This is a genomic window from Streptomyces chlorus (assembly GCF_042655885.1).
In the GTDB taxonomy this organism is placed as follows: domain Bacteria; phylum Actinomycetota; class Actinomycetes; order Streptomycetales; family Streptomycetaceae; genus Streptomyces; species Streptomyces chlorus.
Window position 1 is genome coordinate 35,917 of sequence record NZ_JBHSOA010000074.1, and the last position, 26,339, is coordinate 62,255.

Annotated in this window: 20 protein-coding genes and 3 pseudogenes; 10 read left to right on the plus strand and 13 right to left on the minus strand. The window is 71.3% G+C overall.

Annotation, left to right across the window (positions count from 1 at the left end; genetic code table 11):
• Positions 1-226 precede the first annotated feature (226 nt).
• The 3 genes and pseudogenes from ACFPZI_RS29180 to ACFPZI_RS29190 form a co-directional block, all read right to left on the minus strand.
• Positions 227-1,144: an ABC transporter permease gene (locus ACFPZI_RS29180; protein WP_381369152.1), complete on the minus strand. Its 918-nt coding sequence runs from the start codon at positions 1,142-1,144 to the stop codon at positions 227-229.
• Positions 1,141-3,816 (minus strand): alpha/beta fold hydrolase, encoded by a 2,676-nt coding sequence (locus ACFPZI_RS29185; RefSeq protein WP_381369155.1) that lies wholly within the window; start codon positions 3,814-3,816, stop codon positions 1,141-1,143. Before ACFPZI_RS29185 ends, ACFPZI_RS29180 begins: the two co-directional genes overlap by 4 nt.
• Positions 3,817-3,997: 181 nt before the next feature.
• Positions 3,998-4,147: pseudogene (locus tag ACFPZI_RS29190) on the minus strand (5-deoxy-glucuronate isomerase); the annotation flags it as partial.
• A gap of 607 nt (positions 4,148-4,754) precedes the next feature.
• On the opposite strand from ACFPZI_RS29190, the gene ACFPZI_RS29195 reads away from it, so the two are divergent.
• The gene (locus ACFPZI_RS29195) at positions 4,755-4,949 is read left to right on the plus strand and encodes a helix-turn-helix transcriptional regulator (protein ID WP_381369158.1); all 195 of its coding nucleotides are present in this window, start codon (positions 4,755-4,757) and stop codon (positions 4,947-4,949) included.
• Between the two features lie 108 nt (positions 4,950-5,057).
• On the opposite strand, the gene ACFPZI_RS29200 is transcribed toward ACFPZI_RS29195, so the two are convergent.
• Positions 5,058-7,340 (minus strand): MMPL family transporter, encoded by a 2,283-nt coding sequence (locus ACFPZI_RS29200; RefSeq protein WP_381369161.1) that lies wholly within the window; start codon positions 7,338-7,340, stop codon positions 5,058-5,060.
• 363 nt (positions 7,341-7,703) lie between these two features.
• Between ACFPZI_RS29200 and ACFPZI_RS29205 the strand changes: the two genes are divergently transcribed.
• From ACFPZI_RS29205 to ACFPZI_RS29215, 3 genes are all read left to right on the plus strand, one after another.
• A complete protein-coding gene (locus tag ACFPZI_RS29205; RefSeq protein WP_381369164.1) occupies positions 7,704-8,342 on the plus strand; it encodes a TetR/AcrR family transcriptional regulator in 639 nt (212 codons plus the stop codon).
• 67 nt (positions 8,343-8,409) lie between these two features.
• The gene (locus tag ACFPZI_RS29210; protein WP_381369166.1) at positions 8,410-8,649 is read left to right on the plus strand and encodes a heavy-metal-associated domain-containing protein; all 240 of its coding nucleotides are present in this window, start codon (positions 8,410-8,412) and stop codon (positions 8,647-8,649) included.
• A gap of 110 nt (positions 8,650-8,759) precedes the next feature.
• Positions 8,760-11,171, plus strand: a complete 2,412-nt coding sequence (locus tag ACFPZI_RS29215) for a heavy metal translocating P-type ATPase (RefSeq protein WP_381369169.1) — start codon at positions 8,760-8,762, stop codon at positions 11,169-11,171.
• A gap of 673 nt (positions 11,172-11,844) precedes the next feature.
• Here ACFPZI_RS29215 and ACFPZI_RS29220 read toward each other — a convergent pair.
• A complete protein-coding gene (locus tag ACFPZI_RS29220; RefSeq protein ID WP_381369172.1) occupies positions 11,845-13,134 on the minus strand; it encodes a citrate synthase in 1,290 nt (429 codons plus the stop codon).
• 243 nt (positions 13,135-13,377) lie between these two features.
• Entirely contained in the window at positions 13,378-15,630 is a 2,253-nt protein-coding gene (gene recD2, locus ACFPZI_RS29225) for an SF1B family DNA helicase RecD2 (protein WP_381369175.1), read from the minus strand.
• 103 nt (positions 15,631-15,733) lie between these two features.
• Here recD2 and ACFPZI_RS29230 point away from each other — a divergent pair, with 103 nt between their 5' ends.
• Positions 15,734-16,039: a hypothetical protein gene (locus ACFPZI_RS29230; protein ID WP_381369493.1), complete on the plus strand. Its 306-nt coding sequence runs from the start codon at positions 15,734-15,736 to the stop codon at positions 16,037-16,039.
• Between the two features lie 29 nt (positions 16,040-16,068).
• Here ACFPZI_RS29230 and ACFPZI_RS29235 read toward each other — a convergent pair whose 3' ends face one another.
• Positions 16,069-16,266: a DUF397 domain-containing protein gene (locus ACFPZI_RS29235; protein ID WP_381369178.1), complete on the minus strand. Its 198-nt coding sequence runs from the start codon at positions 16,264-16,266 to the stop codon at positions 16,069-16,071.
• A gap of 105 nt (positions 16,267-16,371) precedes the next feature.
• Here ACFPZI_RS29235 and ACFPZI_RS29240 point away from each other — a divergent pair.
• Positions 16,372-16,656: pseudogene (locus ACFPZI_RS29240) on the plus strand (ATP-binding protein); the annotation flags it as partial.
• A 90-nt stretch (positions 16,657-16,746) separates the two neighbouring features.
• Here ACFPZI_RS29240 and ACFPZI_RS29245 read toward each other — a convergent pair.
• Positions 16,747-17,622, minus strand: coding sequence for an alpha/beta fold hydrolase (locus ACFPZI_RS29245; RefSeq protein WP_381369181.1), 876 nt, complete (start codon positions 17,620-17,622; stop codon positions 16,747-16,749).
• Positions 17,623-17,730: 108 nt separating this feature from the next.
• Between ACFPZI_RS29245 and ACFPZI_RS29250 the strand changes: the two genes are divergently transcribed.
• The gene (locus ACFPZI_RS29250) at positions 17,731-18,237 is read left to right on the plus strand and encodes a CGNR zinc finger domain-containing protein (protein WP_381369184.1); all 507 of its coding nucleotides are present in this window, start codon (positions 17,731-17,733) and stop codon (positions 18,235-18,237) included.
• 119 nt (positions 18,238-18,356) lie between these two features.
• On the opposite strand, the gene ACFPZI_RS29255 is transcribed toward ACFPZI_RS29250, so the two are convergent.
• Entirely contained in the window at positions 18,357-18,482 is a 126-nt protein-coding gene (locus tag ACFPZI_RS29255; RefSeq protein ID WP_381369187.1) for a hypothetical protein, read from the minus strand.
• 50 nt (positions 18,483-18,532) lie between these two features.
• On the opposite strand from ACFPZI_RS29255, the pseudogene ACFPZI_RS29260 reads away from it, so the two are divergent.
• Positions 18,533-18,985: pseudogene (locus tag ACFPZI_RS29260) on the plus strand (substrate-binding domain-containing protein); the annotation flags it as partial.
• Between the two features lie 13 nt (positions 18,986-18,998).
• On the opposite strand, the gene ACFPZI_RS29265 reads toward ACFPZI_RS29260, so the two are convergent.
• The 4 genes from ACFPZI_RS29265 to ACFPZI_RS29280 all read right to left on the minus strand — a co-directional run bounded on the left by ACFPZI_RS29265 (position 18,999) and on the right by ACFPZI_RS29280 (position 24,046).
• Positions 18,999-19,556, minus strand: a complete 558-nt coding sequence (locus ACFPZI_RS29265) for a hypothetical protein (RefSeq protein WP_381369190.1) — start codon at positions 19,554-19,556, stop codon at positions 18,999-19,001.
• 1,351 nt (positions 19,557-20,907) lie between these two features.
• Positions 20,908-21,705: a sugar phosphate isomerase/epimerase family protein gene (locus tag ACFPZI_RS29270; protein WP_381369496.1), complete on the minus strand. Its 798-nt coding sequence runs from the start codon at positions 21,703-21,705 to the stop codon at positions 20,908-20,910.
• A gap of 41 nt (positions 21,706-21,746) precedes the next feature.
• Entirely contained in the window at positions 21,747-22,898 is a 1,152-nt protein-coding gene (locus ACFPZI_RS29275; protein ID WP_381369193.1) for a dihydrodipicolinate synthase family protein, read from the minus strand.
• Positions 22,895-24,046, minus strand: a complete 1,152-nt coding sequence (locus ACFPZI_RS29280) for a Gfo/Idh/MocA family protein (RefSeq protein ID WP_381369196.1) — start codon at positions 24,044-24,046, stop codon at positions 22,895-22,897. Before ACFPZI_RS29280 ends, ACFPZI_RS29275 begins: the two co-directional genes overlap by 4 nt.
• 360 nt (positions 24,047-24,406) lie before the next feature.
• On the opposite strand from ACFPZI_RS29280, the gene ACFPZI_RS29285 reads away from it, so the two are divergent.
• Entirely contained in the window at positions 24,407-25,453 is a 1,047-nt protein-coding gene (locus ACFPZI_RS29285; RefSeq protein WP_381369199.1) for a LacI family DNA-binding transcriptional regulator, read from the plus strand.
• A 249-nt stretch (positions 25,454-25,702) separates the two neighbouring features.
• Complete coding sequence (locus ACFPZI_RS29290) at positions 25,703-26,335, plus strand: dihydrofolate reductase family protein (RefSeq protein ID WP_381369202.1); 633 nt, start codon at positions 25,703-25,705, stop codon at positions 26,333-26,335.
• Positions 26,336-26,339: the final 4 nt, after the last annotated feature.

The window sequence follows — 26,339 nt, forward strand, 5'->3', positions numbered from 1 at the left end:
GTGGTGCTGTGCGTGGTGCTGTACGCCGTGCCCCGCACCGTGCCGTGCGGCGTGCGTCGGGTAGTCCGCTTCATCGTCCGTTCCCCCTCGCGCCGTTGGCGTCGCCTTCTGCGACTGTGACGCCGCGGCGGGGCGGGGCGGAACGTGCGCTACGGGGCGTTGCGGATGGGTCTCGAAGCGGGCACGGGACGGGCCCGCCGAGACCGGTGGGTGACCCTCCGGTGACCTACGACACCACGTCCTTGCGGGCGAAGCCGCGGAAGGCCAGTGCGAACAGCACGAGTGCGTACGTCACCGAGACCGCGGTGCCCTGGATCATGCCGGACCACTGCGGGGTCGGCTGGACGGCGTCGGCCCAGGCGAACTGCCAGTGCGCGGGCAGGAAGTGACGCCAGTCCCCGAGGGCGGTCACCGCGTCCAGGACGTTGCCGACGATGGTCAGGCCGACCGCGCCGCCGACCGCGCCCAGCGGGGCGTCGGTGCGGGTCGACAGCCAGAACGCGAGCCCGGCGGTGACCAGTTGGGACACGAAGAGGTACGCCACGACCACCACGAGCCGCTGCGCCGCCGTCGCGGGGTCGAGCGAACCGCCGGTGGGGATCTGCAGCGGGCCCCAGCCGTAGGCGGCCGTGCCGACGAGGAGCGCGACCACCGGCAGCAGCACCATCGCGGCGAGGCTGAGCCCCAGGCCGACGACGAGCTTGGACCACAGCAGCCGCATCCTCGGTACCGGGGCGGCGAGGAGATAGCGCAGCGAGGACCAGCCGGCCTCCGAGGCGACCGTGTCCCCGCAGAACAGGGCGACGGGGATGACGAGGAGGAAACCGGCCGAGACGAACAGGTTCACCGCGGCGAAGTTGGCGCCGGACGCGGTGGCCGTGTCCATCAGGGTCACCCGGCCCTCGCGGCCCTCCGGCTCGCCTCCGATGGCGAAGGCGACGGCCAGCACGAACGGCAGGGCGGCGAGGATCGCGCCCATGACGAGGGTGCGGCGGCGCTTCAGCTGCCGGACCAGTTCGACCCGTAGCGGCAGCGTGCGGCCCGCGCGGTAGCCGTCGGCCACCTCCACCGGTTCCGCCGGGTTCGCCGGCTGTCCGGGGCCGGCGGCCCCGGCGGGCCCGGTCCGTTCGTCGAGCGCGCTCATGCGGAACCTCCGATCATCGTGAGGAAGGCGTCTTCGAGGCGGCGGTGCGGTCCCACCGACGTCACCGGAACTTCCAGCCGGACCAGTTCGGTGACCAGGCGGGCGGCGGTGCCGTCGGCGTCGAGGCGGACCAGCAGCCCGTCGTCGGTGGGGACCGCCGAGGCGACGCCCGGCAGGGCGGCCACCTTCCCGGCGAGCGGCTCGTCCACGGGGGACTCGGTGCCGACGAGCAGGGTGTCGCCGGAGCCGATGATCTCGTGCACCGGACCTGCCTGGACCAGTTGTCCGCGGTCCATGACGACGAGGTGGGTGCAGGACTGCTCGACCTCGGAGAGCAGATGGCTGGAGACGATCACCGTGCGTCCGGCGGCCGCGTACCGGATCATCACCTCGCGCATCTCGCGGATCTGGGGCGGGTCCAGGCCGTTGGTGGGTTCGTCCAGGATGAGCAGGTCCGGCAGGCCGAGCATGGCCTGGGCGATGGCGAGGCGCTGGCGCATGCCCTGGGAGTAGGTGCGCACCGCGCGGGCGAGAGCGTCGCCGAGACCCGCGATCTCCAGGGCCTCCTCCATGCGGGAGTCCTGTGGCGGGCGGCCGGTGGCCTGCCAGTACAGCTCCAGGTTCTCCCGGCCGGACAGGTGCGGGAGGAAGCCCGCGCCCTCGACGAAGGCGCCGACCCGGGACAGCACCGGCGCGCCGGGCCGGATGGCGTGGCCGAAGACGCGGATCTCGCCGCCGTCGGGCTTGATCAGGCCCATCAGCATGCGCAGGGTGGTGGTCTTGCCCGCGCCGTTCGGCCCGAGCAGGCCGAGGACCTGGCCCTTCTCCACGCGGAACGACAGGTTCCGTACGGCGTACCGGTCGGCGGACCGGGCGTAGCGCTTGCTGAGGCCGGTGATCTGCAGCGGTACGCCGGCGAGTTCGGGATCGGGGGGCGTGGCCGTCGTGCGGCGGCGGCCGCTCAGCACCAGGGCGAGGGCGACGACGGCTCCGGCGAGCGGCAGCCACCACACCCAGGAGGGGAGCGGGGCCGCCGCGGTGGCCACCTCGGGCGCGGTGGGCACGGTGAGGTCGCTCTTCAGGGCGACCGTGTACGTCGCCGGGGCGGCCGGGGAGGCGTAGCCGAGGTCGGTGGAGGCGAGGACGAGCCGCAGGCGGTGGCCCTGCCGGACCTCGTGGTCGACGGCCGGGAACGTGACGGTGACGTCCTTGCCCGCCTTGGCGTCCTCGACCCGGATCGGCGCGACCAGCTGGGAGGGCAGTACCTGCTGCCGTCCGTCCGGGCCGACGTCGTACACCTTGCCGAAGAGGACGGCGTCGTCACTGGTCGACTTCACGTGGACGGTGGCGGTCGGCGAGCCGGTGATCCGCAGGTCGCCGGTGACCGGGGCGGACTCGAAGCGGGCGTACTGGCCGGGGAAGTCCAGGGAGACGCCGACGCCGAGGGACGACAGCTGGGAGAGGCCGCCGGCACCGCCGAGGCCGGGCAGGGCGGAGACGGCGGGCGGACTGGCGCCGGCCGGGTTGGCGAAGCTCTGCTCGCGTCCGGTGAGCGGGAAGGACTTCCCGCCACTGGTCAGGCCCGGGTAGCGGTCCGCGCTCGCACCGCTCAGCACGGCCCGTCCGTCGGTGGAGTCGACGCCTCCGGTGCGGGTGACGCGGAAGGCGGGACCGGTGTCGGCGCCCTTGTCGTCCTTCAGGTACCGGTCGAACCAGGCCCGGGTGCGGGCGCGGACGCGGTCCGCCTCCGGTTCACCGCCGTCGTGCCCGCCGGCGATCCAGTCGACGTCGACCGGGGCGCCGTTCGCGCGGATCGCCTGCGCGGCGGCGTCGGCGTGGCCGAGCGGGAACAGCGAGTCGGACTGGCCCTGCATCAGCAGCGTCGGCACGTCGATGCGGTCGGCGACGGCGGACGGGGACCGCTCCTTCAGGAGCGCGACGGCCTGGGCGTCCGGGGCGCCGGACTCGGCGACCCGCTCGTACATCCGGCACAGCGCGGGCTCGAACTTCTCGCAGCCACCGCCGGAGTTGACGAAGATGCCCGCCCACAGCTTCTTGAACACGCCGTTCGGGAACAGCGCTTCGGCGAGGTCGAAGTAGGTGATCGCCGGGGCGATGGCGTCCACCCGGTCGTCGTGCCCGGCGGTGAGCAGCGCGATGGCGCCGCCGTAGGAGGCGCCGGCCATGCCCAGGCGCGGGTCGCCGTCCTTGTCCAGCTCGACCTCGGGCTGCTCGGCGAGCCAGTCGATGAGCCGGGAGACGTCGGCGACCTCGCCGTCCGGGTCGTTCAGCCCGATCTTCCCGGTGGACTTCCCGAAGCTGCGCGCGGACCAGGTGAGCACCGCGTACCCCTCGCGCGCGAGCTCCTCGGCCTGCTGCCGTACGTCGTCCTTGCTGCCACCGAAGCCGTGCCCGAGCAGGACGGCGGGACGGCGGCCGGCCGGACCGGCGGTGAAGTACGAGGTGTCGATGCGCACCTCGTCACTCCCGTCACCGCCGTCGGCCACCGTCATGACGCGGTCGGCCCGGTCCACCGCGGGCGCCGAGTCGTCGGAGGCGACGGCGGTCCAGGTGCCGGCCCCGGCGAGCACGACGACCGCGGCCGCGGCCGCGACGGTCCGCCGGGGCCGCCATGACGTGGGCCACCGCAGTCCGCGCAGTCGAAGATCCATGCGTCCACGGTACGGGGTCGATCCGGCGTCCCGATGCCGCCCGAAGGCCGACCCCGCCACCTCCTCCAGGCGTACGCGTCCCCCACCGCGTACCGCGTCCGTGGTACACGACCGCACCGCGAACTCCCTGGGGCCGCCCATGCCGGGCGGGTGGTACCGGCTTTTCGGGCAGGCACGCGGGGCGGCGCGAGGCGTTCGCCCGTGACCGGTGACGGACGGAGACCTCCGGCGCGGGGCCGTAGCGGACGGGGAGTCGTCGCACGCACTTCGCTCCTGCCAAAGCAAAGTGGCCGCCCGCGCCGGAGGCGTTCGGTGCCGGGGCCGTCAGGGGCGCCCCGGAGCAGGGACGGCGGTCGCGTCACTCGCGCCGCCGCTCGTGTCATCGTTCGTGTCGTCGTTCCTGCCGCCGTGGAGGGCGTCGCCTCGTCGTTGTCGTCCCCACATGGCTCCCCCCGGTTCTAGCCGTGGAGGCGAAGCCCTGTCAATGCTTTGTCCAGACATAAGGACGAGATCTTGACCTTACGTCCCCGGAACAGACGAACCGTCCAGGGGAGACAGCAAGCCGGCGCCCCGCCGGACGGTGTCTTCACAGCCGCCGGCCGGTAGCGCGGCCGCGGCCCACGCGGCGAGCACGCCCGGGCCGGTCCGCGGGCCGAGGGGCAACCCGGGCAGATCGAGGGTCTCGGCGGGGCGGGTCAACCCGGCCCGCCGGTGGCGCGACATACATCTTTGCTTCACTTGTGTCACAAATACCCCGCTCGTGTCACGCATGTCCCATGTGCGCGGGCTTTCCGTCACGTCCGGCGCACAACGCAGCTCCGCCCTCGTACGGCGTCGTTCACCGGGCAGAACGCTTGGTGATCGCCAGCGCAGCACCCGGCTCCCCCTGACGGCCGACCCCTGGCCGCCTCCGTGGTGCTCGCGGGGAGGTACGACGCATGACCGACCGACGTCTGTGGTCCTACAAGGACATCGCGGCGCACATCAAGGTGCAGCCGGACACCGTCCGTTCGTACCGCAAGCACGGCCTCTTGCCCCCGCCCGACCATGTGGAGAGCGGCAAGCCGTACTGGTACGCGGACACCGTACGCCGCTGGGTGGCCTCCCGGCCGGGCAACCGGCCACGCCCCTGACCCCCGTCCCGCACACGGCAACTGCTGTGCCCCACCACGCAGGTGGGGCACAGTAGTTCAGTCGTTCCAGCCGTTCCAGTTACTCAGTTGCCCAGTCACTCAGTCCGGTCACACGGTCGTCCGGGCCGGCTCGGTTTCGGACTGGGACTCGGACTCGGACTCAGCCCCTCCGGTCCCTGCCCCGGCCTCGACGTGCTTCGGTGCCGACTCGCCCTCGCTGAGCCCGAACCGCTCGTGGAACCGGCGCAGCGGGCCCGGGGCCCACCAGGTCGCCCGGCCGGTGAGCCGCATGACCGAGGGGACCAGGAGGCTGCGGACGATCATCGCGTCCATCAGCACGGCCAGTGCGATGCCCAGGCCCAGCATCTTGGTGTTGGTCACGCGCGAGGTGCCGATCGCGACCATGACCACCGCCAGGATGACGGCCGCCGCGGTGATCAGTCCGCCCGTGCGCTGCAGGCCGTGCCGGACGGCCTGTTCATGGTTCCCGTCCCCCACTGCCTTAAGGGCGTGGGAGGTGCCCCCACGGTCGTACTCCTCCTTGATCCGGGAGAGCAGGAACACGCCGTAGTCCATGGAGAGGCCGAAGGCGACGCAGAACATGATGACCGGGAGGGTCGTCTCGACGGAGCCGGGGCTGGTGAAGCCGAGCAGGCCGGAGAGATGGCCGTCCTGGAAGACCCAGACCACGGCGCCGAACATGGCGGTCAGACTGAGGGCGTTGAGCAGCACCGCCTGGACGGGTATCAGCACGCTGCCGGTGAGCAGGAACACCAGGAACAGGGTGACGGTCACGATGAACAGGGCCGCCGCGGGCAAGCGTTCGGCTATGGCGTCCTTGGAGTCGACCAGCACGGCCGCCGCGCCCGTCACGTGGGTGTCGAACGGGGCGTCCACCGCGCGCAGCTCGCCCACCAGGTGCTGGGCGGGGTCGTCGACGGCCTCGCCCTTCGGCTGCACCGTGAAGTACGCCGTATCGCCCTTCACCAGCGGCCCGTCGACCCGTACCACCTCGGGGAGTTCGGCGACGCGCTCCTTGTAGGCCGCGTACTGGGCCTCGGTGGCGCGGCCCTCGGCGAGTACGCCGAGGCTGCCGCCGGGGCTGCCCGGGAAGCCCTCGCGGATGTGGTCCTGGACCACGCGCGACGCGGCGGTGGACGGCAGCTGGCGGTCGTCGGCGGTGCCGAACTTCACGCCCAGGAAGGGCAGTCCGAGCAGGACCAGCACGGCCGTGGTACCCAGGGCGAAGAACGGCGCACGGCGCATCACGAGCGTCGCCATGCGGCCCCAGGCGGCTCCCTCCTCTCCGGCGGCCTTCGCGGGCCGCTTGCGGTGCAGCAGGCGGCGCAGGTCCAGGGCGTCGACGCGGTGGCCGAGGATCATCAGCGCGGCGGGGAGCAGAATGAGCGCCGCCGCCGCGGCCAGCAGCACCACGGCGATGCCGGCATAGGCGAAGGACCGCAGGAAGTGCTGTGGGAAGAGCAGCATCGCCGCCAGGGACACCGCGACCGTGAGGGCGGAGAAGAGCACCGTGCGCCCGGCCGTGCGCAGGGTGGTGCCGACGGCGGTGAGGGGTTCGGCTCCGGCGGACAGTTCCTCGCGGAAGCGGCGGACGATGAAGAGCGCGTAGTCGATGGCCAGGCCGAGGCCGAGCGCGGTGGTGAGGTTCATCGCGAACACCGACACCTCGGTGAACTCGGTGAGCCCGCGCAGGATCGCGTTGGCGCCGAGGATCGCGACGATGCCGATGCCGAGCGGCAGCAGGGCCGCGACGGCGCTGCCGAACACCATCACCAGCAGCACGAGCGTCACGGGCAGGGCGATCAGCTCGGCCCGCAGCAGGTCCTCCTGAATGATGGTCTGCATCTCGTGCCGCACGGCGACCGGGCCGCCGACGCCGACCTCCACCACGCCCTGTTCGCCGCGGAACAGGGGTGTGATGCGGTCCAGGGTCTCGCCCACGGCCGTCTCGTCGCCCGTGATGCGGGCGGCGATCAGTGCCTCGTGCCCGTCCTCGGCGCGCAGGGCGGGTGAGCGGGTCTGCCAGTAGGAGCCGACGCCGGTGATCCCCTCCTCGCCGGCCAGGCGCTCGGCGAGCCGCCCGGCCTCGGCGGCGACGGCCGGATCGTCCACCGAGGCGTCGCCCGCGTCGACGAGCAGCAGGAGGTTGGGCTGGGAGTCGGGGAACTCCCGCTCGATGGCCTCGGCCGCGTAGGTGGATTCCGCGTCCGGGTCCTCCCAGCCGCCGCTGCTCATCCGGTCGGCGGCCCCGCTGCCGGCCAGCACGGCCAGCACGGTGAGCACCAGCGCCGCCAGCAGGGCGAGCCGCGGCCGGGCGGTCACGAACCGGGTCCAGCCTCCGACGCGCGGTGGCTCGTTGACTTCGGTCATCCTGCGGTGTCCCCTTTTCACAGTGAAACCGTGCCCCGGCCCCACCCCGGCAGGCGCTTTGTGCGTGCTGCTCGCGCACCGTGCTGGTCCGGGGCCTCGCGGTCCGCGCGTACGCGGGCAGGCGGCATGGCTGTGCCGTTGCCATAAAATGGCAAACACGAGAGGTCGCTCGTGTTTCACCAGAATGCGAGCACCCGCTCGCGTTTGTCAATCACTGCGGAAAACGCGTACGGAACACCCGCGGAAGACTTCGTACGCACGGCGGCCGCGCACGGAGCCGCACACCGGACGGCACGCGGGGCCGCACCGGAGAAGCAGCACAGAAACGGGGACCACGTGCCCGACAGGACCAGGAGGACCGACATGGAGCAGACGGCCGACGAGCGGCCCCGCCGCAGACAGGCGCGCGGCGAGCGGCGCATCGCCCAGTTGCTCGAGGCGGCCGCCTCCGTCTTCTGCACCACCGGGTACACGGCGGCCAGCACCAATGCCATCGCCCGCGAGGCGGGCGTCTCCCCCGGCACGCTGTACCAGTTCTTCCCGAACAAGGAAGCGATCGCGGTCGAGCTGAGCGACCGGCTGATGCACGAGATGCGGGAGACGTACGGGAAGGCCCTGCGGCCGATCGCCCCCGAGACCCCACTGGAGGAGGTCATCGCGGCGACCGTCGACCGCTTCGTCGACTTCAACTGCCGCCACCCGGTCTTCTTCGCCCTGATGCACGGCCCCGACGTCCCCGGCGCCATGGCGCAGGAGCACGACGCCCTGCACGCCGCCCTGATCGGCCGGGTCGAGGCGCTGCTCACCCCGTTCCTGCCCGACGCCCGCACCGAGGAGATCGCCCGTACGTCCCGGATGTGCGTGGGCATCTACAAGGGCGGCCTGGAGCTGATCCTCGCCCACGAGGGCGCCGAGCGCGAGGCTTATGTCCAGGAACTGAAAAATGTCCTCTTTCGCTATCTCGACCCGCTGCTCATGGATTCATACCCCCTAGGGGTATAGTCTGGAAGTGGAGGCCCCGGCCCCGTGGACCTCCTCGACCCCATCCGCCTCGACGAGGAGCAATGACATGACCGCCCAGACCGACACCCAGGGCTCCGTCACCACCGTCTACAAGGTGAGCGGCATGAGCTGCGGCCACTGCGAAGGCGCCGTCTCCGGCGAGATCTCCGAGATCCCCGGGGTCGACTCGGTGAAGGCCGTCGCCGCCACCGGCGAGGTCACTGTCGTCTCCGCGGCCCCGCTCGAGGAGGAGGCCGTCCGCGCTGCCGTCGACGAGGCCGGTTTCGAGCTCATCGGCCCCGCCTGACGCCACCACGGCTCGGCCCGACGCCAGGACGACACGCCAGGACGACACGCCCGAGCCCACCGGGGACACCTCGACCCCTCCGGAGTCCCGGACCTGCCTGGAGTACGGACATGACCAGCACCACCGCCGCCGGAGCACCGATACCCGCCGACCCTGCGGGTCCAAAGACCCCGACAACCCCCACGACCTCGGAGGCCCCGCCCGCCTCCGAGGTCGAGCTGCTCATCGGCGGGATGACCTGCGCCTCCTGCGCGGCCCGCGTCGAGAAGAAGCTCAACCGCATGGACGGCGTGAGCGCCACGGTGAACTACGCGACGGAGAAGGCCCGGATCGCCTACCCCGCCGGCACCGGGGTCGCCGATCTCATCGCCACCGTGGTGAAGACCGGCTACACCGCCGAGGAACCCGCGCCCCCGCCCTCACCGGCCTCCGCACGGGAGTCCGCACCGGACAGGCCGAACGGGACCGGCGGGACGGACACCGCGCCGGCGGACCCCGGGCTCACCGCCCTGCGCGACCGGCTGACGGTCTCCGCCGTGCTCGCCCTTCCCGTCGTGCTGCTCGCGATGATCCCGCCGCTGCAGTTCGACAACTGGCAGTGGCTCTCGCTCACCCTCGCCGCCCCCGTCGTCGTCTGGGGTGCGCTGCCCTTCCACCGGGCCGCCTGGACCAACCTGCGGCACGGCGCGGCCACCATGGACACCCTGGTCTCCGTCGGCACGCTCGCCGCGTTCGGCTGGTCCCTGTGGGCGCTGTTCCTCGGCGACGCGGGCATGCCCGGCATGCGGCACCCCTTCGAGCTGACCGTCGCCTCCCGCGCCGACGGCGCCTCCATGATCTACCTGGAGGTCGCCGCCGGCGTCACCGTCTTCATCCTCCTCGGCCGCTACCTCGAGGCCCGCTCCAAGCGCCGCGCGGGCGCCGCCCTGCGAGCCCTGATGGAACTGGGCGCCAAGGACGTCGCCGTGCTCCGTGACGAGGGCGGCGGCCGGGTGCGCGAGGTACGCGTCCCGGCGGAGCAACTGGCGGCCGGTGACCGGTTCGTCGTACGTCCCGGGGAGAAGATCGCCACCGACGGGACCGTGGTCGAGGGCTCCTCCGCCGTGGACGCGTCGATGCTGACCGGCGAATCGGTGCCGGTGGACGTCACCGTCGGCGACACCGTCACCGGTGCCACGGTCAACGCGGGCGGCCGGCTCGTCGTCGAGGCCACCCGCGTCGGCGCCGACACCCGGCTCGCGCGGATGGCACGGGCCGTGGAGGACGCGCAGAACGGCAAGGCCGAGGTGCAGCGGCTGGCGGACCGGATCTCCGGGGTCTTCGTTCCCGTGGTGCTGTTCATCGCCGCCGGCACCTTCGGCGGGTGGCTCGGCACCACCGGCGACACCGTCGCCGCCTTCACCGCGGCCGTCGCGGTGCTGATCATCGCCTGCCCGTGCGCCCTCGGCCTCGCCACCCCGACCGCGCTCATGGTGGGCACCGGGCGCGGCGCGCAGCTCGGCATCCTCATCAAGGGCCCCGAGGTCCTGGAGTCCACCCGCCGCGTCGACACCGTCGTCCTCGACAAGACCGGCACGGTCACCACCGGCCGGATGACCCTCCAGCAGGTCCACACCGCCGACGGCACCGACGAGAAGCAGCTGCTGCGGCTCGCCGGCGCCCTGGAACACGCCTCAGAGCACCCGATCGCCCGCGCGATCGCCGCCGGCGCCGAGGAACGGGCGGGGACACTGCCTTCGGCCGAGAGCTTCGAGAACGTCCCGGGGCGGGGCGTACGCGGGCGCGTGGACGGCCATGAGGTGGTCGTGGGGCGGCTGGGCCACGGGCCGGCCGCCGCAGGGGGCCCGGAGGCAGGCTCCGGAGCTGTCTTCGGAGCGGTCTCCTGGCTGCCGCCGGAGCTGGAGCGGGCCCGGGAGGAGGCCGAGAAGGGCGGGCTCACGGCCGTCGTGGTCGGCTGGGACGGAACCGCACGCGGGGTCCTCGCCGTCGCGGACGCGGTCAAGGAGACCAGCGCGGAGGCCGTCCGGGACCTGCGCGCCCTCGGACTCACCCCCGTCCTGCTCACCGGCGACCACCGCACCGTGGCCGAGGCGGTGGGCCGGGCCGTCGGCATCGACCGGGTGATCGCCGAGGTTCTGCCCGAGGACAAGGCCGCCGTCGTCCGGCAACTGCAGGGCGAGGGGCGGTCCGTCGCCATGGTCGGCGACGGCGTCAACGACGCCGCCGCCCTCGCCACCGCCGATCTGGGCCTGGCCATGGGCACCGGCACCGACGCAGCGATCGAGGCCGGCGACCTGACCCTCGTACGCGGTGATCTGCGGGTGGCGGCGGACGCCATCCGGCTGTCCCGCCGCACCCTCGCCACCATCAAGGGCAACCTCGTCTGGGCCTTCGGCTACAACGTCGCCGCGCTGCCGCTGGCCGCGGCCGGGCTGCTCAACCCGATGATCGCGGGGGCCGCCATGGCCTTCTCCTCGGTCTTCGTCGTCACCAACAGCCTGCGGTTGCGCTCGTTTCATTGAGGTCTCAACTGACCTCAACCCCTGGAGTCCGGTACGACATTTCACATAAGCTCTTCACAAGGCTCGCGCATCTTCCTTACCCTTGGGGCGCGTCGGTAATTCAGGACCGTTGCGCACCTAACGGACACATGCAAGAGACGCAGGTCACAGTGATGTGAACGTAACCATCGAAGGGGTTCGAAGGTCTAAGTTGGCGATGTCAGGAAGCGTCTTGGGGGGCGCGACCTGACATCTGGGGATGTCTTGGGGGACTTTCCCGGAGCTGCGTTGCCGGGGCACGTACATCGGAGAGCTTTGAGCGGCCCTCTCGACCGTGCGCGTCCCGGCAGACCGCACGGGCGCGATGAGTTCCGCTCATCGTGCTCAGAGACAGCGATTCAGGCGCTGATCTTCACAGACGCCCGGCCGGATCCCGTGGGGGGAATCCGCACCGGGACATGGGAAGGCGCCCTGACGTCGGCCCGTGGGGGGACCGACGCAGGGCGCCTTCTGTATTTCTTGAGGCCCGGTTCGCCTCCGGGAGCCGTTGGTGAGCTTGCCGTACGAGACCGACAGGGACCGACAGGGACCGACGACGAGACGGCCACCCGTCGTCGGGTGCCACCGCTTGCACGACGAACGGCACGCCCCGAGGGGCGTGCCGTTCGGTGGTCGCGTCGCGTGCCGCGTTCGGTCAGCGCTCCTCGACCGGGATGAAGTCGCGCTCCACCACGCCCGTGTAGATCTGGCGGGGGCGGCCGATGCGGGAGCCCGGCTCCTTGATCATCTCGTGCCACTGGGCAATCCAGCCCGGCAGCCGGCCGAGGGCGAACAGGACCGTGAACATCTCGGTCGGGAAGCCCATGGCCCGGTAGATCAGACCGGTGTAGAAGTCCACGTTCGGGTAGAGGCTGCGCGAGACGAAGTAGTCGTCGGAGAGCGCGTGCTCCTCCAGCTTGAGCGCGATGTCCAGCAGCTCGTCGGACTTGCCGAGGGCGGACAGCACGTCGTGCGCGGCGGCCTTGATGATCTTGGCGCGCGGGTCGAAGTTCTTGTAGACCCGGTGGCCGAAGCCCATCAGGCGGACGCCGTCCTCCTTGTTCTTCACCTTGCGGATGAAGGAGTCGACGTCGCCGCCGTCGGCCTGGATGCCCTCGAGCATCTCCAGCACCGACTGGTTGGCGCCACCGTGCAGCGGGCCCCACAGGGCGGAGATGCCGGCGGAGATCGAGGCGAACATGTTCGCCTGCGAGGAGCCGACCAGGCGCACCGTGGAGGTCGAACAGTTCTGCTCGTGGTCCGCGTGCAGGATGAGCAGCTTGTCCAGGGCCGAGACGACGACCGGGTCGAGCTCGTAGTCCTGGGCCGGGACGGAGAAGGTCATGCGCAGGAAGTTCTCGACGTAGCCGAGGTCGTTGCGCGGGAAGACGAACGGGTGACCGATCGACTTCTTGTACGCGTAGGCCGCGATCGTCGGAAGCTTGGCGAGCAGCCGGATCGTGGAGAGGTGGCGCTGCTTCTCGTCGAACGGGTTGTGGCTGTCCTGGTAGAACGTCGACAGCGCCGAGACGACCGACGACAGCATCGCCATCGGATGGGCGTCGCGCGGGAAGCCCGTGTAGAAGTTCTTGACGTCCTCGTGCAGCAGGGTGTGCTGCGTGATCTCGCCCCGGAACGCGCCGAGCTCGTCGACGGTCGGCAGCTCACCGTGGATCAGCAGGTAGGCGACCTCCAGGAAGGAGGAGCGCTCGGCCAGCTGCTCGATGGGGTACCCGCGGTAACGGAGGATGCCTCCCTCGCCGTCCAGGTACGTGATCGCGGATTTGTATGCGGCGGTGTTGCCGTAACCGCTGTCCAGCGTCACCAGGCCGGTCTGGGAACGGAGCTTCCCGATGTCGAAGCCCTTGTCACCGACCGTACTGCCGATCACCGGGTAGGTGTACTCGCCGTCGCCGTACCGCAGTACTACAGAGTTGTCGCTCACGTCATCCCTCACCGACGTAGTGCCTCACCTTCGAGGTGCCCTGACTGTCTCTACCATCCCCCACTTGGCTCAGGAGAGTGCACTCGGGGTCGACCATCGGGCCTATTCGCGGCACTGAGTGCCGCCAACTTGCTCATCCTGCCTCTTGTGTTCCCCTTCCGGAAGGCCTCTGTGACGTTCCCGACTCATTTGATCGATCATTTTTCTTTCGGGAGGGGGACGAAAGGCAGCAACAACGATGGTTCAGGCGCCCGCGAGCCGGAAGTCGAGCGCCGTACAGCGCCGGCCGGCCGAGACCGTGCGGACCGCCTGTCCGATCGCCCTGCGGGAGCCGACGAGGACGACCAGCCGCTTGGCCCGGGTGACCGCCGTGTAGAGCAGGTTCCGCTGCAGCATCATCCAAGCGCCCGTGGTCACCGGGATGACGACGGCCGGGTACTCGCTGCCCTGGGAACGGTGGATGGTCACCGCGTAGGCGTGGGCCAGCTCGTCCAGTTCGTCGAACTCGTACGGCACCTCCTCGTCCTCGTCCGTCAGCACCGTCAGCCGCTGATCGACCGGGTCGAGCGAGGTGACCACGCCGACGGTGCCGTTGAAGACCCCGTTCGCACCCTTCTCGTAATTGTTACGGATTTGGGTGACCTTGTCGCCGACGCGGAAGACCCGGCCGCCGAACCGCTTCTCGGGCAGATCGGGGCGGCCGGGGGTGACGGCCTGCTGGAGCAGACCGTTCAGCGTGCCGGCGCCGGCCGGGCCCCGGTGCATGGGTGCCAGGACCTGCACGTCCCGGCGCGGGTCGAGTCCGAACTTCGCCGGGATGCGGCGCGCGGCGACATCCACGGTGAGCCGGCCCGCCTCCTCCGTGTCGTCCTCGACGAAGAGGAAGAAGTCCTTCACGCCGTCGGTGAGCGGGTGCTGTCCGGCGTTGATCCGGTGCGCGTTGGTCACCACGCCCGACTGCTGGGCCTGGCGGAAGACGCGGGTGAGGCGGACGGCGGGGACGGGACTGCCGTCGGCCAGCAGGTCCCGGAGCACTTCGCCCGCGCCGACGCTGGGGAGCTGGTCGACGTCGCCGACGAAGAGGAGGTGGGCGCCCGGGGCCACCGCCTTGACCAGCTTGTTGGCCAGCAGCAGGTCGAGCATGGACGCCTCGTCGACCACCACCAGGTCGGCGTCCAGCGGCCGGTCCCGGTCGTAGGCGGCGTCGCCGCCGGGTTTGAGTTCCAGCAGGCGGTGGACGGTGGAGGCCTCGGTGCCGGTCAGCTCCGCGAGCCGTTTGGCGGCGCGCCCGGTCGGAGCGGCGAGCACCACCTTGGCCTTCTTCGCGCGGGCCAGCTCCACGATCGAGCGCACGGTGAAGGACTTGCCGCAGCCGGGGCCGCCGGTGAGGACGGCGACCTTCTCGGTGAGCGCCAGTTTGACGGCGGCCTCCTGCTCGGGGGCGAGATCGGCGCCCGTACGCCCCTTCAGCCAGGCCAGCGCCTTGTCCCAGGCGACGTCCCGGAAGCCGGGCATCCGGTCCTCACCGGTGCGCAGGAGGCGCAGCAGCTGCGCGGAGAGGGCCAGTTCGGCGCGGTGGAAGGGCACCAGGTAGACGGCGGTGACGGGGTCACCGCCCTGCGGGTCGGGGACCTTCTCCCGTACGACTCCGGGGTCCTCGCCCTCCTCCGGCTCGGCGGCCAGCTCGGCGAGGCACTCGATGACGAGCCCGGTGTCCACCTGGAGCAGCTTCACCGCGTCGGCGATCAGCTTCTCCTCGGGGAGATAGCAGTGGCCCTGGTCGGTGGCCTGTGACAGCGCGTACTGCAGACCGGCCTTGACCCTGTCCGGACTGTCGTGCGGGATGCCGACGGACTGGGCGATCTTGTCGGCGGTGAGGAAGCCGATGCCCCAGACGTCGGACGCCAGCCGGTAGGGCTGGTTCTTCACGACGGAGATCGAGGCGTCCCCGTACTTCTTGTAGATCCGCACAGCGATGGAGGTGGACACCTCCACCGTCTGGAGGAAGAGCATGACCTCCTTGATCGCCTTCTGCTCCTCCCAGGCGTCGGCGATCTTCTTCGTCCGCTTGGGCCCGAGGCCGGGGACCTCGATGAGCCGCTTGGGCTCCTCCTCGATGACGGTCAGGGTGTCCAGGCCGAAGTGCTGCGTGATGCGGTCGGCGAAGACCGGCCCGATGCCCTTGACCAGCCCGGAACCGAGATAGCGGCGGATGCCCTGGACGGTGGCCGGGAGCAGCGTCGTGTAGTTCTCGACGTGGAACTGCTTCCCGTACTGCGGGTGCGACCCCCAGCGCCCCTCCATCCGCAGCGACTCGCCCACCTGCGCCCCGAGCAGCGCCCCGACGACCGTGAGCAGGTCGGCGGCACCTCTGCCGGTGTCGACGCGGGCGACCGTGTAGCCGTTCTCCTCGTTGGAGTACGTGATGCGTTCCAGGACACCTTCGAGGGTGGCGAGTCGCCGTTCACCGGGGGCCGCTGCGGACTGGTTGGACATGGTCCGACGGTACCGGTGGGGTGTGACAGGGCGCGCCCTGCCCAAAAGGTCGGAGTCGGTAGGCTCTCGCGAACCCACTCGAGCAGATGGCGAGCCGCGCGTGATGCGAGACCTCCACAACGTCCGGTTGCGTCCCACCGAGGCCGCTGCCGCACCGCTGACCGACGAGGAGGAGCAGCGCTTCCGGGCCGTGCTCTTCAGTGAACTCGGGAACGAGATCGCCGACCACGGCTCTGCGCGTTTCCCGGCGTACACGCCGGAAGACCGCCGCCGGCTGGTCGATGTCGCCCACCGCCTCACCACGTACTGGGGGCAGCAGGTGTTCGTCGAGGCCGAGGACCTCACACGCCTGAGGCTCTACCTCGCCGGACACGAGGCACGTCCGCAGACGCTGCCGACGCCCTCCTGAGCCCCGCCTCGGAAACAGCCGCGTACGCGTCACAACCCCCTCGCTGACTCCTTGAGGACTTCGAGGAAGGGGGCGAAGGCGGTGGTGGGGAAGGTGAGGGTGGCTCGGGTGGGGATCTTCGAGTCGCGTATGGCTATGCGGGTGGGACTGTGCGCGATCTCCACGCACGAGTCGCCGTCGCCCGGACCGGAATAGGACGAATTCCGCCAGTTGCCTGAGGTGTCCATGAAGCGCCTCACAACTCCTTCGCCAGCCTGTGAATGAAGTCGTGCGACCGCTCGGGAGAGAGCGACGCGCCCTCCACCCTATGAAAGAGCGTTCGAAAAGCGACGAGCGCGGAGTTGGTGTCCAACGCCGTGCGGCACATCAAGGGGCCCGCCGCCCTGCGCGTGCGCTGGTCGCCCCCGGGGACGCTGCGGATCGGGGCGTGGGACGCGGACCCCGAACCGCCCGAGCCGCCGGCGCCGTTCGAGCGGGGAGAGGAAGGGGAGTCGGGGCGGGGACTCGCGCTGGTGCGGGCCTGCGCCGATGTGTGGGGCTGGCAGCCGCCGGCCAGGGAGGGCAACCGGGGCAAGTACGTGTGGTGCGAGCTGGCCACCCTCTCCGGAACCGCCTAGGACTCTTCCGAATGTGAAGGAGCGGCGTGCACCGACCGGGCCTCGGTCTTGAGGAGCCCGTTCACCCGCTCCGGGAACCCTTCACGGACTTCATGCCGGTGATCCGATGACGGTCAGGAACCCGCGCATGTACCCGGCCACGGTGTCCAGGTGGCTTTCGAGCAGGAAGTGTCCGCCTCCGGGAACCAGGTGGATCTCCGCGTCCGGCAGGTCCCTCGCGAAGGCGCGTGCTCCGTCCGGGCCGAAGATCTCGTCGCCCGCGCCCCAGACCGCGAGGAGAGGAACCCGGCGTTCCCGGAAGTAGGCGTGTACCTGGGGATAGAGGGGCGGATTGGCGGCGTAGTCGCGGAACAGGGCGAGCTGCACGAGGTCGTTGCCCGGCCGGTTGACCTCGCGGTGGTCGGTGGCCCAGGTGTCGGGATCGACCAGCTCGGGCCGGTCCACTCCGTGCAGGTACTGCCAGCGGATGGCGTCGAGCGAGAGGGCGCTGCGGACGGCGGGTTCGGTCCGGGGGCCCGGGTCCTCGCCGTACGCCCATACGGGCTTCCAGAAGTCCGGTACGAAGCCGTCCTCGTAGGCGTTGCCGTTCTGCGTGATCACCGCGGTGATCGCGTCCGGAGTGCGCAGGGCCAGCCGCCAGCCGATGGGTGCGCCGTAGTCCTGGACGTACACGGCGTAGCGGGTGACGCCGAGCCGGGCCAGAAGGGCTTCGGTGATGTCGGTCAGGGAGTCGAAGGTGTAGGTGAACGCGTCCACGGGCGGGGCGTCGGAGTTGCCGAAGCCGAGGTGGTCGGGGGCGATGACGTGGAATCGGTCGGCCAGCGCCGGAATGAGGTGGCGGAACATGCGTGAGCTGGAGGGGAATCCGTGCAGGAGCACGAGCGTGGGCGCCTCGCGGGGCCCCGCCTCGCGGTAGAAGACGCGATGTCCCCGCACCGTCGCGTACTGGTGGCGGATCTCAACCATGGCTAACCCCTTCAATGGCTTTTGATGGTTATCGCTCGGTGTCCAGTAGACCGCCCTGGGAGTAACCTGTCAAGCGACTTGATGGAGTTAGCCGGGAAGGTGAGGGCCGTGCTGGACGACCAAGCCCTGATGCAGGCACTGAACAGCACCCCTGTCACGGAGGGCCGACGCCAGGACCTGTGGCGTGACGACCAGGAGATGGACGGGTGGGCGCGGGAGCACGGGGGCCTCGGCGGCGAGGAGGAGCGCGGGTGGCTGCGCACCGCCCGGGACGCGCTCCAGGCGGCGGAGTCGGGCACACCGGCGGAGCCCCGTCTGCGCCAAGTCCTCGCAGGCGTTCACAAAGTCCCGCAGCCCAGCGCGTCGGGCGTCGAGTGGCACCTGGAGGTGCCGCCGGAGCGCAGGCTCGCCGTGGAACTCGTGCTCGCGTGGGCGGACGTCAAGGAACGCCTGCCCGGCCGCCTGCGGCCGTGCGAGAACCCCGAATGCCGCCTCTTCCTTCTGGATCGCAGTCGCGCCAACACCGCACGGTGGTGCTCGATGAAGACCTGCGGGAACCGGCTCAAAGCCCGTCGGCACCAGGCTCGGGTACGGGAGACCCCACCCCCCGGGTAGAGCACCGGTGAGTCGGCACTCGCACGCCGGCCGGGCACTCGCCGTGACCGGCGGACCCGCCTAGCCCTCTTCGGAGCGGGTCCGCCTGCGGCGCCGCAGCGGTGCCGTCGCCCACACCGTCAGTCCGACCAGGGAAAGATCACCGCTCCCCCGACGATCGCGGGAATCGCCGCCCCGAGGACGAAGATCAGCAGCAGTTCCGCCCACGTCGGTTCCTCGCCCATCGTGCTCCCGCCCTGCTCCATGAGCATCACGACGCCGGCCGGCGGTGACCGGTTCCGGCCCCTCGCGGGAGGAGGCCGTCGGCGCCTTCCGCGAGGCGCTCGGCGTGTACGGGCTCCCCCTTCCCGACGCCTTCATCGGCCAGGGCGACTTCCAGGCCGACAGCGGCCGCCGGGTCACCGAGGGCTTCCTCGACCTGCCCGAGCCGCCCGAGGTCGTCTTCGCCGCCGACAACCTGATGGCGCTCGGCGCGCTGGACGCCGTCCGCGCGCGTGGGCTGCGGGTTCCCGAGGACATCGGGCTCGCCGCGTTCGACGACATCCCCTGGTTCGTGCACACCGATCCGCCGGTCACCGCGATCGCCCAGCCCACGGGCGACCTCGGGCGGGCCGCCGTGCGCGCGCTGGTCGACCGGATCGAGGGGCGGCCCGGTGAGTCCGTCACCCTCCCCGCCCGGCTCGTCGTCCGCACCGGCGAGGGCCGGCCATACGCGAACGTGCTGCCGCGGTGCGGGGTGTTCCTCTGAGAGCCGACACGCATCAGAGACGAATGGGTACTTGGTCCGGCAGTTCGGGATAGACCTTGGTCCATGCCTTTGTCACGCACTCGACGGCCATCGGTTCGTCCGTGGCGGCTGCGGCGAATTCCGCGACGTTGCGTTCCCGACCGGTCAGCGCGACCCCCTGGTGGCGCAGGCAGTCCGCCACCGCGGGGCGCAGCTTCTTGTCCATCACCTGCCGCTGGGCCTCGACGAAGGTCGGTTCGACCATCGACAGATGAGAGAGATTGCAGCGCTGCACGGCCTCGTTGTAGACCTCTGGCTCGCCACCGGGCTCGATGTCGTACAGCAGGGTCACACCGTCCACCGGGCTGCGTACCGGATCACTCACCGGATAGCCCGCGTCCTGGACGCAGGAGATGAACCGGTCCATCGCCGTGCGGTACTCCGTTGCGGTGACCTCGCCGTCCCCCAGTGCCCACGCCTGTCCGGGCAGGGGATCGTCAGCGGGAATTCCCCGGCCACCTTCACCGGTGGCCGGGGAACAACCTGTCGCCGTCACCAGGAGCAGCCCGATGACGACCACCGTCGCGCGCACGGATCAGGACCGGGTCACGTTGCAGTTGTCGCAGCCCCAGTGCAGACCGGACGCGGCCCTACTGTTGAATCTCGCGGTCGCGTAGGCCGACTGGTTTGTTCCATAGACCCGCGTGGACCAGTAACCGTCATTGCGCTCCAGGGCCGCACTCAGTCGGCCCGCGCATGTACCGCTCTGCTTTGTGGTCTGCGCCCAGCTGTGTCCTTCGGTGGCGGTTCCGTTGTGGCCGCTGGAGACGTAGTTCGTTCCGCAACTGCGGCCCACGGCACGGTTGTTTCCCAACGCGCCGGCGTCGGTCGCGATGAGGAGAGGCGCGAGGGCCACTGCCGCCGCAACCGCGGCCAGCGCGGTGGTCCGGGTACGTCGAACGTGCAGGAAAGTCATTGCTGTCCCCCGAGTCTTGAAAAAACGTCAGGATCGAACGGCCAGAGTCTCCAACTGCACACAACGGGTGCATAGGCGATTTTCAGTCCATCTGAGAGGGCGATGGCTTTCCCCATGCGGTTCTGTGCGCGGCCGAGTCCGCGGGAGTCGACCGCGGCCCACATGGCGGTTGCGGTGAGGTGACCGCGAGGGCGTGGAGGCGGGAGCAGACCCGTGACACCGCCCCCGGCACCTTCACCGGGCTCGCCCAGCACGGCTACCGGGCCGCGTGCGTGGGTGGCGTGACCTGTTTCTCGCGGGAAACGCCGCTCGGGTGGGTGCTGCCCGACATGTTCCGCGAGGACCGCCGGCGGCCCGAGTTCCGTTCCCCGGAGCCCGACTCCACACACCACCAGGCCGACCACGCCTCGACCGTCGCCGAGCAGTACGCCGGCCGGCCCTTGTTCCTGTTCGTCGGCGTCTCCGCCCCCCACGCCCTCACGGCCGTGGCATCGCTCACCCCGCCGTACTCAACGTGCCGTTCGCTGCCTGGCTGTCGGAGCAGGCGGTTACGCTCCCGAGCCATGACCGGCACATCCCAGCGAGGAGCGGTGCGTGACGCCTCCGTCATCGCGGCCCGGGGCGCGGACGGCATGGCCACCGTCCTGACCTCTGGTTTCCCCCAGTGGGGCGGCGCGTACGTGTTCCTGCCCGGAGGGCGCCGGGCAGGTGCCGAAACAACGGCCGCCAAGAGGGCAGTCCGGGAGAGCGGGCCCGCCGCGCGCGGAAAAACTTCGAGAGGGTCCGGCACGTGGCCGGGCCCCCTCGGTCCCCTCCCCCTGTCCCTCCCCTGTTCAGAACCTCTCGGATCCCCCCGGGTCCCCCACAGAAGTTCTGACATCAGGTACGACCCACGATGTACGAAGAGGGTTGCACGGTCTTTTCAAGATCTTTTCCGGCTCTCCGAGGAGAGGGCGGACGGGGCACGCTACGCCGTGTGCTCCACGAACCGTCGTGCCGTCTCGGCGAGGAGTTCGCGGCCGTCCCCGGCCCACAGGACGTCGTTGAAGAGTTCGACCTCGATGGCACCGGTGTAGCCGGCCGCCTCCACGTGGCCCTGCCACTCCCGCAGGTCGATGCTCCCGTCGCCGATCTGGCCGCGGCCGTTGAGGACGCCCTCGGGCAGGGGGGTGGTCCAGTCGGCGAGCTGGAAGGTGTGGATGCGGTCCTGGGCGCCGGCCCGGGCGATCTGCGCGGGCGCCGTGTCGTCCCACCAGACGTGGTACGTGTCGACGGTGACGCCGACCTGCCGGGCCGGGAACCGTTCGGCCAGGTCCAGGGCCTGGGCGAGGGTGGAGACCACGCAGCGGTCGGAGGCGTACATGGGGTGCAGCGGCTCGATGGCCAGGCGCACCCCGTGCTCCTCGGCGTACGGGCCCAGCTCCGCCAGGGCGTCCGCGATGCGTTCGCGGGCGCCGCGCAGGTCCTTCGAGCCGGCCGGGAGGCCGCCGGAGACCAGGACCAGGGTGTCGGTGCCCAGGGTGGCGGCCTCGTCGACGGCGCGGCGGTTGTCGGCCAGGGCCGCGGCCCGCTCGGCGGGGTCGATCGCGGTGAGGAAGCCGCCCCGGCACAGGGTCGTCACCGTCAGGCCGGCGTCCCGGACCAGCTTCGCCGCCGCCTCGACGCCGTAGGCCTGAACGGGTTCGCGCCACAGGCCGACGCCGGGGACGCCCAGGTCGCGGCAGGCGTCGACGAGTTCCGGCAGGGACAGCTGCTTGACCGTCATCTGGTTGATGCTGAAACGCGCGAGAGCGTTGACGGGGTCGGTCACGGGGTCACTCCGTACAGGTGCAGCAGGGTCCGCATGCGGTCCTCGGCGAGCTTCGGGTCGGGGAACAGGCCGAGGCCGTCGGCGAGTTCGTAGGCGCGGGCGAGGTGCGGCAGCGAGCGGGCCGACTGCAGGCCGCCGACCATGGCGAAGTGGTTCTGGTGGCCGGCCAGCCAGGCCAGGAACACCACGCCCGTCTTGTAGAAGCGGGTGGGCGCCTGGAAGAGGTGCCGGCTCAGCTCCACCGTCGGGTCGAGCAGGGCGCGGAAGCCGGCCGTGTCCCCGGTGTCCAGGACGCGGACCGCCTGCGCCGCCAGCGGGCCGAGCGGGTCGAAGATGCCGAGCAGGGCGTGGCTGAAGCCCTGCTCGTCGCCCGCGATCAGCTCGGGGTAGTGGAAGTCGTCGCCGGTGTAGCAGCGCACCCCCTGCGGCAGGCGGCGGCGCAGGGCGACCTCGCGGCCGGCGTCCAGCAGCGAGACCTTGATGCCGTCGACCTTGTCGGGGTGGGCGGCGATGACCTCCAGGAAGGTGTCGGTGGCCGCGTCCAGGTCGGACGAGCCCCAGTAGCCCTCCAGCGCCGGGTCGAACATGGGGCCGAGCCAGTGCAGGATCGCCGGCTCGGCACACTGGCGCAGCAGGTGGCCGTACACCTCCAGGTAGTCCTCGGGCGAGCGGGCGGCGGCGGCCAGCGCGCGGGACGCCATCAGGATGGCCTGCGCGCCCGACTCCTCGACGAGCGCGAGCTGTTCCTCGTAGGCCGCCCGCACCTCGGCGAGCGTGCCGGAGGCGATCTGGTCGGTGCCGACGCCGCAGGCGATGCGGCCGCCGACGGCCTTCGCCTCGGCGGCGGAGCGGCGGATCAGCTCGGCCGCTCCCGCCCAGTCCAGGCCCATGCCGCGCTGGGCGGTGTCCATCGCCTCGGCGACGCCCAGGCCGTGCGACCACAGGTGGCGGCGGAAGGCGAGGGTGGCGTCCCAGTCGACGGCGGCGGGCGAGTCGGGTGTCGTGTCGGCGTACGGGTCGGCGACGACGTGCGCCGCGGAGAAGACCGTGCGGGAGGTGAAGGGGGCTCCGGCGGCGAGCGCGAGGGGCTCGGCACGGGGCTCGTACGTCCGCAACCGGCCCTGCGCGTCGGGCAGTTCGATGGTCACAGCGCGATCTCCGGTACGTCGAGGCGGCGGCCCTCGGCCGACGACCTCAGGCCCAGTTCGGCGAGCTGGACGCCGCGGGCGCCGGCCAGCAGGTCCCAGTGGTAGGGGGCGTCGGCATAGACGTGCTTGAGGAACAGCTCCCACTGGGCCTTGAAGCCGTTGTCGAACTCACCGTTGTCCGGGACCTCCTGCCACTGGTCGCGGAAGACCTCGGTGGCGGGGATGTCCGGGTTCCAGACGGGCTTGGGGGTGGTGGAGCGGTGCTGGACGCGGCAGCCCCGCAGTCCGGCGACGGCGGAGCCCTCGGTGCCGTCGACCTGGAACTCGACGAGTTCGTCGCGGTGGACGCGGACCGCCCAGGAGGAGTTGATCTGGGCGATGGCGCCGCCCTCGAGTTCGAAGACGCCGTAGGCGGCGTCGTCGGCGGTGGCGTCGTAGGGCTTGCCGTTCTCGTCCCAGCGCTGCGGGACGTGGGTGGCGGCCAGTGCCTGGACGGAGCGCACCCGGCCGAACAGCTCGTGCAGCACGTACTCCCAGTGCGGGAACATGTCGACGACGATGCCACCGCCGTCCTCGGCGCGGTAGTTCCAGGACGGGCGCTGCGCGGACTGCCAGTCGCCCTCGAAGACCCAGTAGCCGAACTCACCGCGCACCGACAGGATCCGGCCGAAGAAACCGCCGTCGATGAGCCGCTTCAGCTTGAGCAGGCCCGGCAGAAAGAGCTTGTCCTGCACCACGCCGTGCTTGATCCCGGCGGCGTTCGCCCGCCGGGCCAGCTCCAGGGCGCCGTCGAGGCCGGTGGCGGTCGGCTTCTCGGTGTAGATGTGCTTGCCGGCCGCGATCGCCTTGGTGAGGGCCTCCTCGCGGGCGGAGGTGACCTGGGCGTCGAAGTAGATGTCGACGCTGTCGTCGGCGAGCACGGCGTCCAGGTCGGTGGAGGTGTGCTCCAGGCCGTGCCGGTCGGCCAGCGCGCGCAGCGCGTGCTCGCGGCGGCCGACCAGTATCGGCTCCGGCCACAGCACGGTGCCGTCACCGAGGTCGAGGCCGCCCTGCTCGCGCAGCGCCAGGATGGAGCGGACGAGGTGTTGCCGGTAGCCCATCCGCCCGGTCACACCGTTCATGGCGATACGCACCGTCTTGCGTGTCACGTCGTTCCCTTCGTACGCGGTCCCCGCGCGCCGCGTACGCCTCACCCGTCACGCACCGCGGCCGGCGACTGACGGCCGGTGGCCCGGTGACTGGTGAACGCCACAGCAAGCGCTTTCTATGTATCTAGAAGCTAGCCTCTGAACGGCGGTCCGGACAAGACCATGGAGAACCCGACTTGTTCGAGGGGGCGAACAAGTGGACGCGTGGCCATAGGGTCTGGTCGGGCGGGGCATCGGGTTCTGTGCCCGGACACGCCCGGACAGGCGGCCGGCGTCGGTACGGTGCCGATCGGTACGGCGTCGATCGGCACGGCGCCGTACGACGCCGCTACGACGAGATGCGCGACCGGAGGACTAGAGATGACGGTGACCCTGGCGGACGTGGCGGCCCGCGCGCAGGTCTCCCCCGCGACGGTGTCGCGCGTGCTGAACGGGAACTATCCCGTGGCCACTTCCACCCGCGAGCGGGTACTGAAGGCGGTGGACGAACTCGACTACGTACTCAACGGCCCCGCGAGCGCCCTGGCCGCCGCCACCTCCGACCTGGTGGGCATCCTGGTGAACGACATCGCCGACCCGTTCTTCGGGATCATGGCGAGCGCGATCCAGGGCGAGATCGGGGGTCCGGGCGGGCGGGCCGGTGGGGAGAGACTCGCGGTGGTGTGCAACACGGGCGGCTCCCCGGAACGCGAACTGACGTACCTCACGCTGCTCCAGCGGCAGCGGGCCGCGGCGGTGGTGCTGACCGGCGGCGCCATCGAGGACGCCCCGCACAAGGCGGCGATGGACGCGAAGCTGCGCAAGCTGGCGGACGCCGGGACCCGGGTGGTGCTGTGCGGCCGGCCGCCGGCACCGGACACCGGGGCGATCGCGCTGACCTTCGACAACCGCGGCGGCGGCCGGGAGCTCACCGAGCATCTGATCGGGCTCGGCCACCGCCGCCTCGGCTACGTCGCGGGCCCGCAGGAGCGCACCACCACCCGCCACCGCCTCGAAGGACACCGGGCCGCGCTGGCCGCGCACGGCATCGAGGAGGACCCCCGCTGGACCGTCCACGGCCGCTACGATCGCCGCTCCGGCTACGAGGCCGCCCTCGAACTCCTGCGCAGGGACCCCGCGCTGACCGCCGTGGTCGCCGCGAACGACTCCGTCGCGCTGGGCGCGTGCGCGGCGCTGCGGGAATCCGGCCGGAAGATCCCCGACGACGTGTCGGTCGCCGGTTTCGACGACCTTCCGTTCAGCATCGACGCGGTACCCGCCCTGACGACGGTACGGCTGCCGCTCGCCGAGGCGGGTGCGCGGGCCGGCCGCATCGCGATGGGCCGCGAGGAGCCGCCGCCCGGCGGGATCGCCTCCGTGCGGGGTGAGTTGATGGTGCGGGGGTCCTCGGGGGCGCCGCGGGTGTGAGCGGGCGGCCGGGGCACGTCCCGGCGCCGGAAGCTGTGTCCGTCCTGGCGCCGGTGGCTGTCCCCGTGCCGACGGCTGTGTCCGTCCGGGGGCCGGTGGCTGCCCCTGTGCCGACGGCTGTGTCCGTCCTGGGGCCGGTGGCTGCCTCGCCCGGTCGGAGTACGCGGTTTCGGCGGCGGCGATGAGTTCCGCCGCTACCGTCGGTCTGCACTTGCGTCATCGCCTCAGCGAATACCAGGAGCGGCAGCCATGCGTATCGTGATCACCGAGTTCATCAGCCTCGACGGTGTCGTGCAGGCCCCCGGCGGCCCCCAGGAGGACACCGACGGCGGTTTCGCCCACGGCGGCTGGTCGCACGCCTACTTCGACCCGGAGGTCCTCGGTGGCGCCTTCGACGCGTCGCTGGGCCGGGCCGAGGCGCTGCTGTACGGGCGCCGCACCTGGCAGACCATGGCCCAGGCGTGGCCCCAGCAGGCCGGGGACCCCTTCGCCGACCGGATCAACGGCCTCCCGAAGTACGTCGTCTCCGGCACCCTCGGCGAAGCCGACCTGACCTGGAACAACAGCCGGCTCATCCCCGCCGGGGAGGCAGTCGCCCGGATCCGGGAGCTGCGCGCGGCCGAGGGCGGCGACCTCGCGATGATGGGCAGCACCACGCTCGCCCGCACCCTGCTGAGCGAGGACCTGGTGGACGAGCTCCAGCTCCTCGTCATGCCGGTGGTCCTGGGCGGCGGCAAGTCGATCTTCCCCGCGGACGGCGCGAAGCGCCCGTTCGAGCTGGTCTCGTCGACCGCCGCGAAGTCGGGCGCCCAGGTGTGCGTCTACCGCCGCGCCACGGAGGAACCCGCCGAAGCGTCCTCGGGGACGCCCGCCGAGGCCTGACACC

Bases quoted from the DNA above. Each gene is read 5' to 3' on its own strand.
- ACFPZI_RS29180 (WP_381369152.1), bottom strand. From the start codon at position 1,144: ATGAGCGCGCTCGACGAACGGACCGGGCCCGCCGGGGCCGCCGGCCCC.
- ACFPZI_RS29185 (WP_381369155.1), bottom strand. From the start codon at position 3,816: ATGGATCTTCGACTGCGCGGACTGCGGTGGCCCACGTCATGGCGGCCC.
- ACFPZI_RS29195 (WP_381369158.1), top strand. From the start codon at position 4,755: ATGACCGACCGACGTCTGTGGTCCTACAAGGACATCGCGGCGCACATC.
- ACFPZI_RS29200 (WP_381369161.1), bottom strand. From the start codon at position 7,340: ATGACCGAAGTCAACGAGCCACCGCGCGTCGGAGGCTGGACCCGGTTC.
- ACFPZI_RS29205 (WP_381369164.1), top strand. From the start codon at position 7,704: ATGGAGCAGACGGCCGACGAGCGGCCCCGCCGCAGACAGGCGCGCGGC.
- ACFPZI_RS29210 (WP_381369166.1), top strand. From the start codon at position 8,410: ATGACCGCCCAGACCGACACCCAGGGCTCCGTCACCACCGTCTACAAG.
- ACFPZI_RS29215 (WP_381369169.1), top strand. From the start codon at position 8,760: ATGACCAGCACCACCGCCGCCGGAGCACCGATACCCGCCGACCCTGCG.
- recD2 (WP_381369175.1), bottom strand. From the start codon at position 15,630: ATGTCCAACCAGTCCGCAGCGGCCCCCGGTGAACGGCGACTCGCCACC.
- ACFPZI_RS29230 (WP_381369493.1), top strand. From the start codon at position 15,734: ATGCGAGACCTCCACAACGTCCGGTTGCGTCCCACCGAGGCCGCTGCC.
- ACFPZI_RS29235 (WP_381369178.1), bottom strand. From the start codon at position 16,266: ATGGACACCTCAGGCAACTGGCGGAATTCGTCCTATTCCGGTCCGGGC.
- ACFPZI_RS29245 (WP_381369181.1), bottom strand. From the start codon at position 17,622: ATGGTTGAGATCCGCCACCAGTACGCGACGGTGCGGGGACATCGCGTC.
- ACFPZI_RS29255 (WP_381369187.1), bottom strand. From the start codon at position 18,482: ATGGAGCAGGGCGGGAGCACGATGGGCGAGGAACCGACGTGGGCGGAA.
- ACFPZI_RS29270 (WP_381369496.1), bottom strand. From the start codon at position 21,705: ATGACGGTCAAGCAGCTGTCCCTGCCGGAACTCGTCGACGCCTGCCGC.
- ACFPZI_RS29285 (WP_381369199.1), top strand. From the start codon at position 24,407: ATGACGGTGACCCTGGCGGACGTGGCGGCCCGCGCGCAGGTCTCCCCC.
- ACFPZI_RS29290 (WP_381369202.1), top strand. From the start codon at position 25,703: ATGCGTATCGTGATCACCGAGTTCATCAGCCTCGACGGTGTCGTGCAG.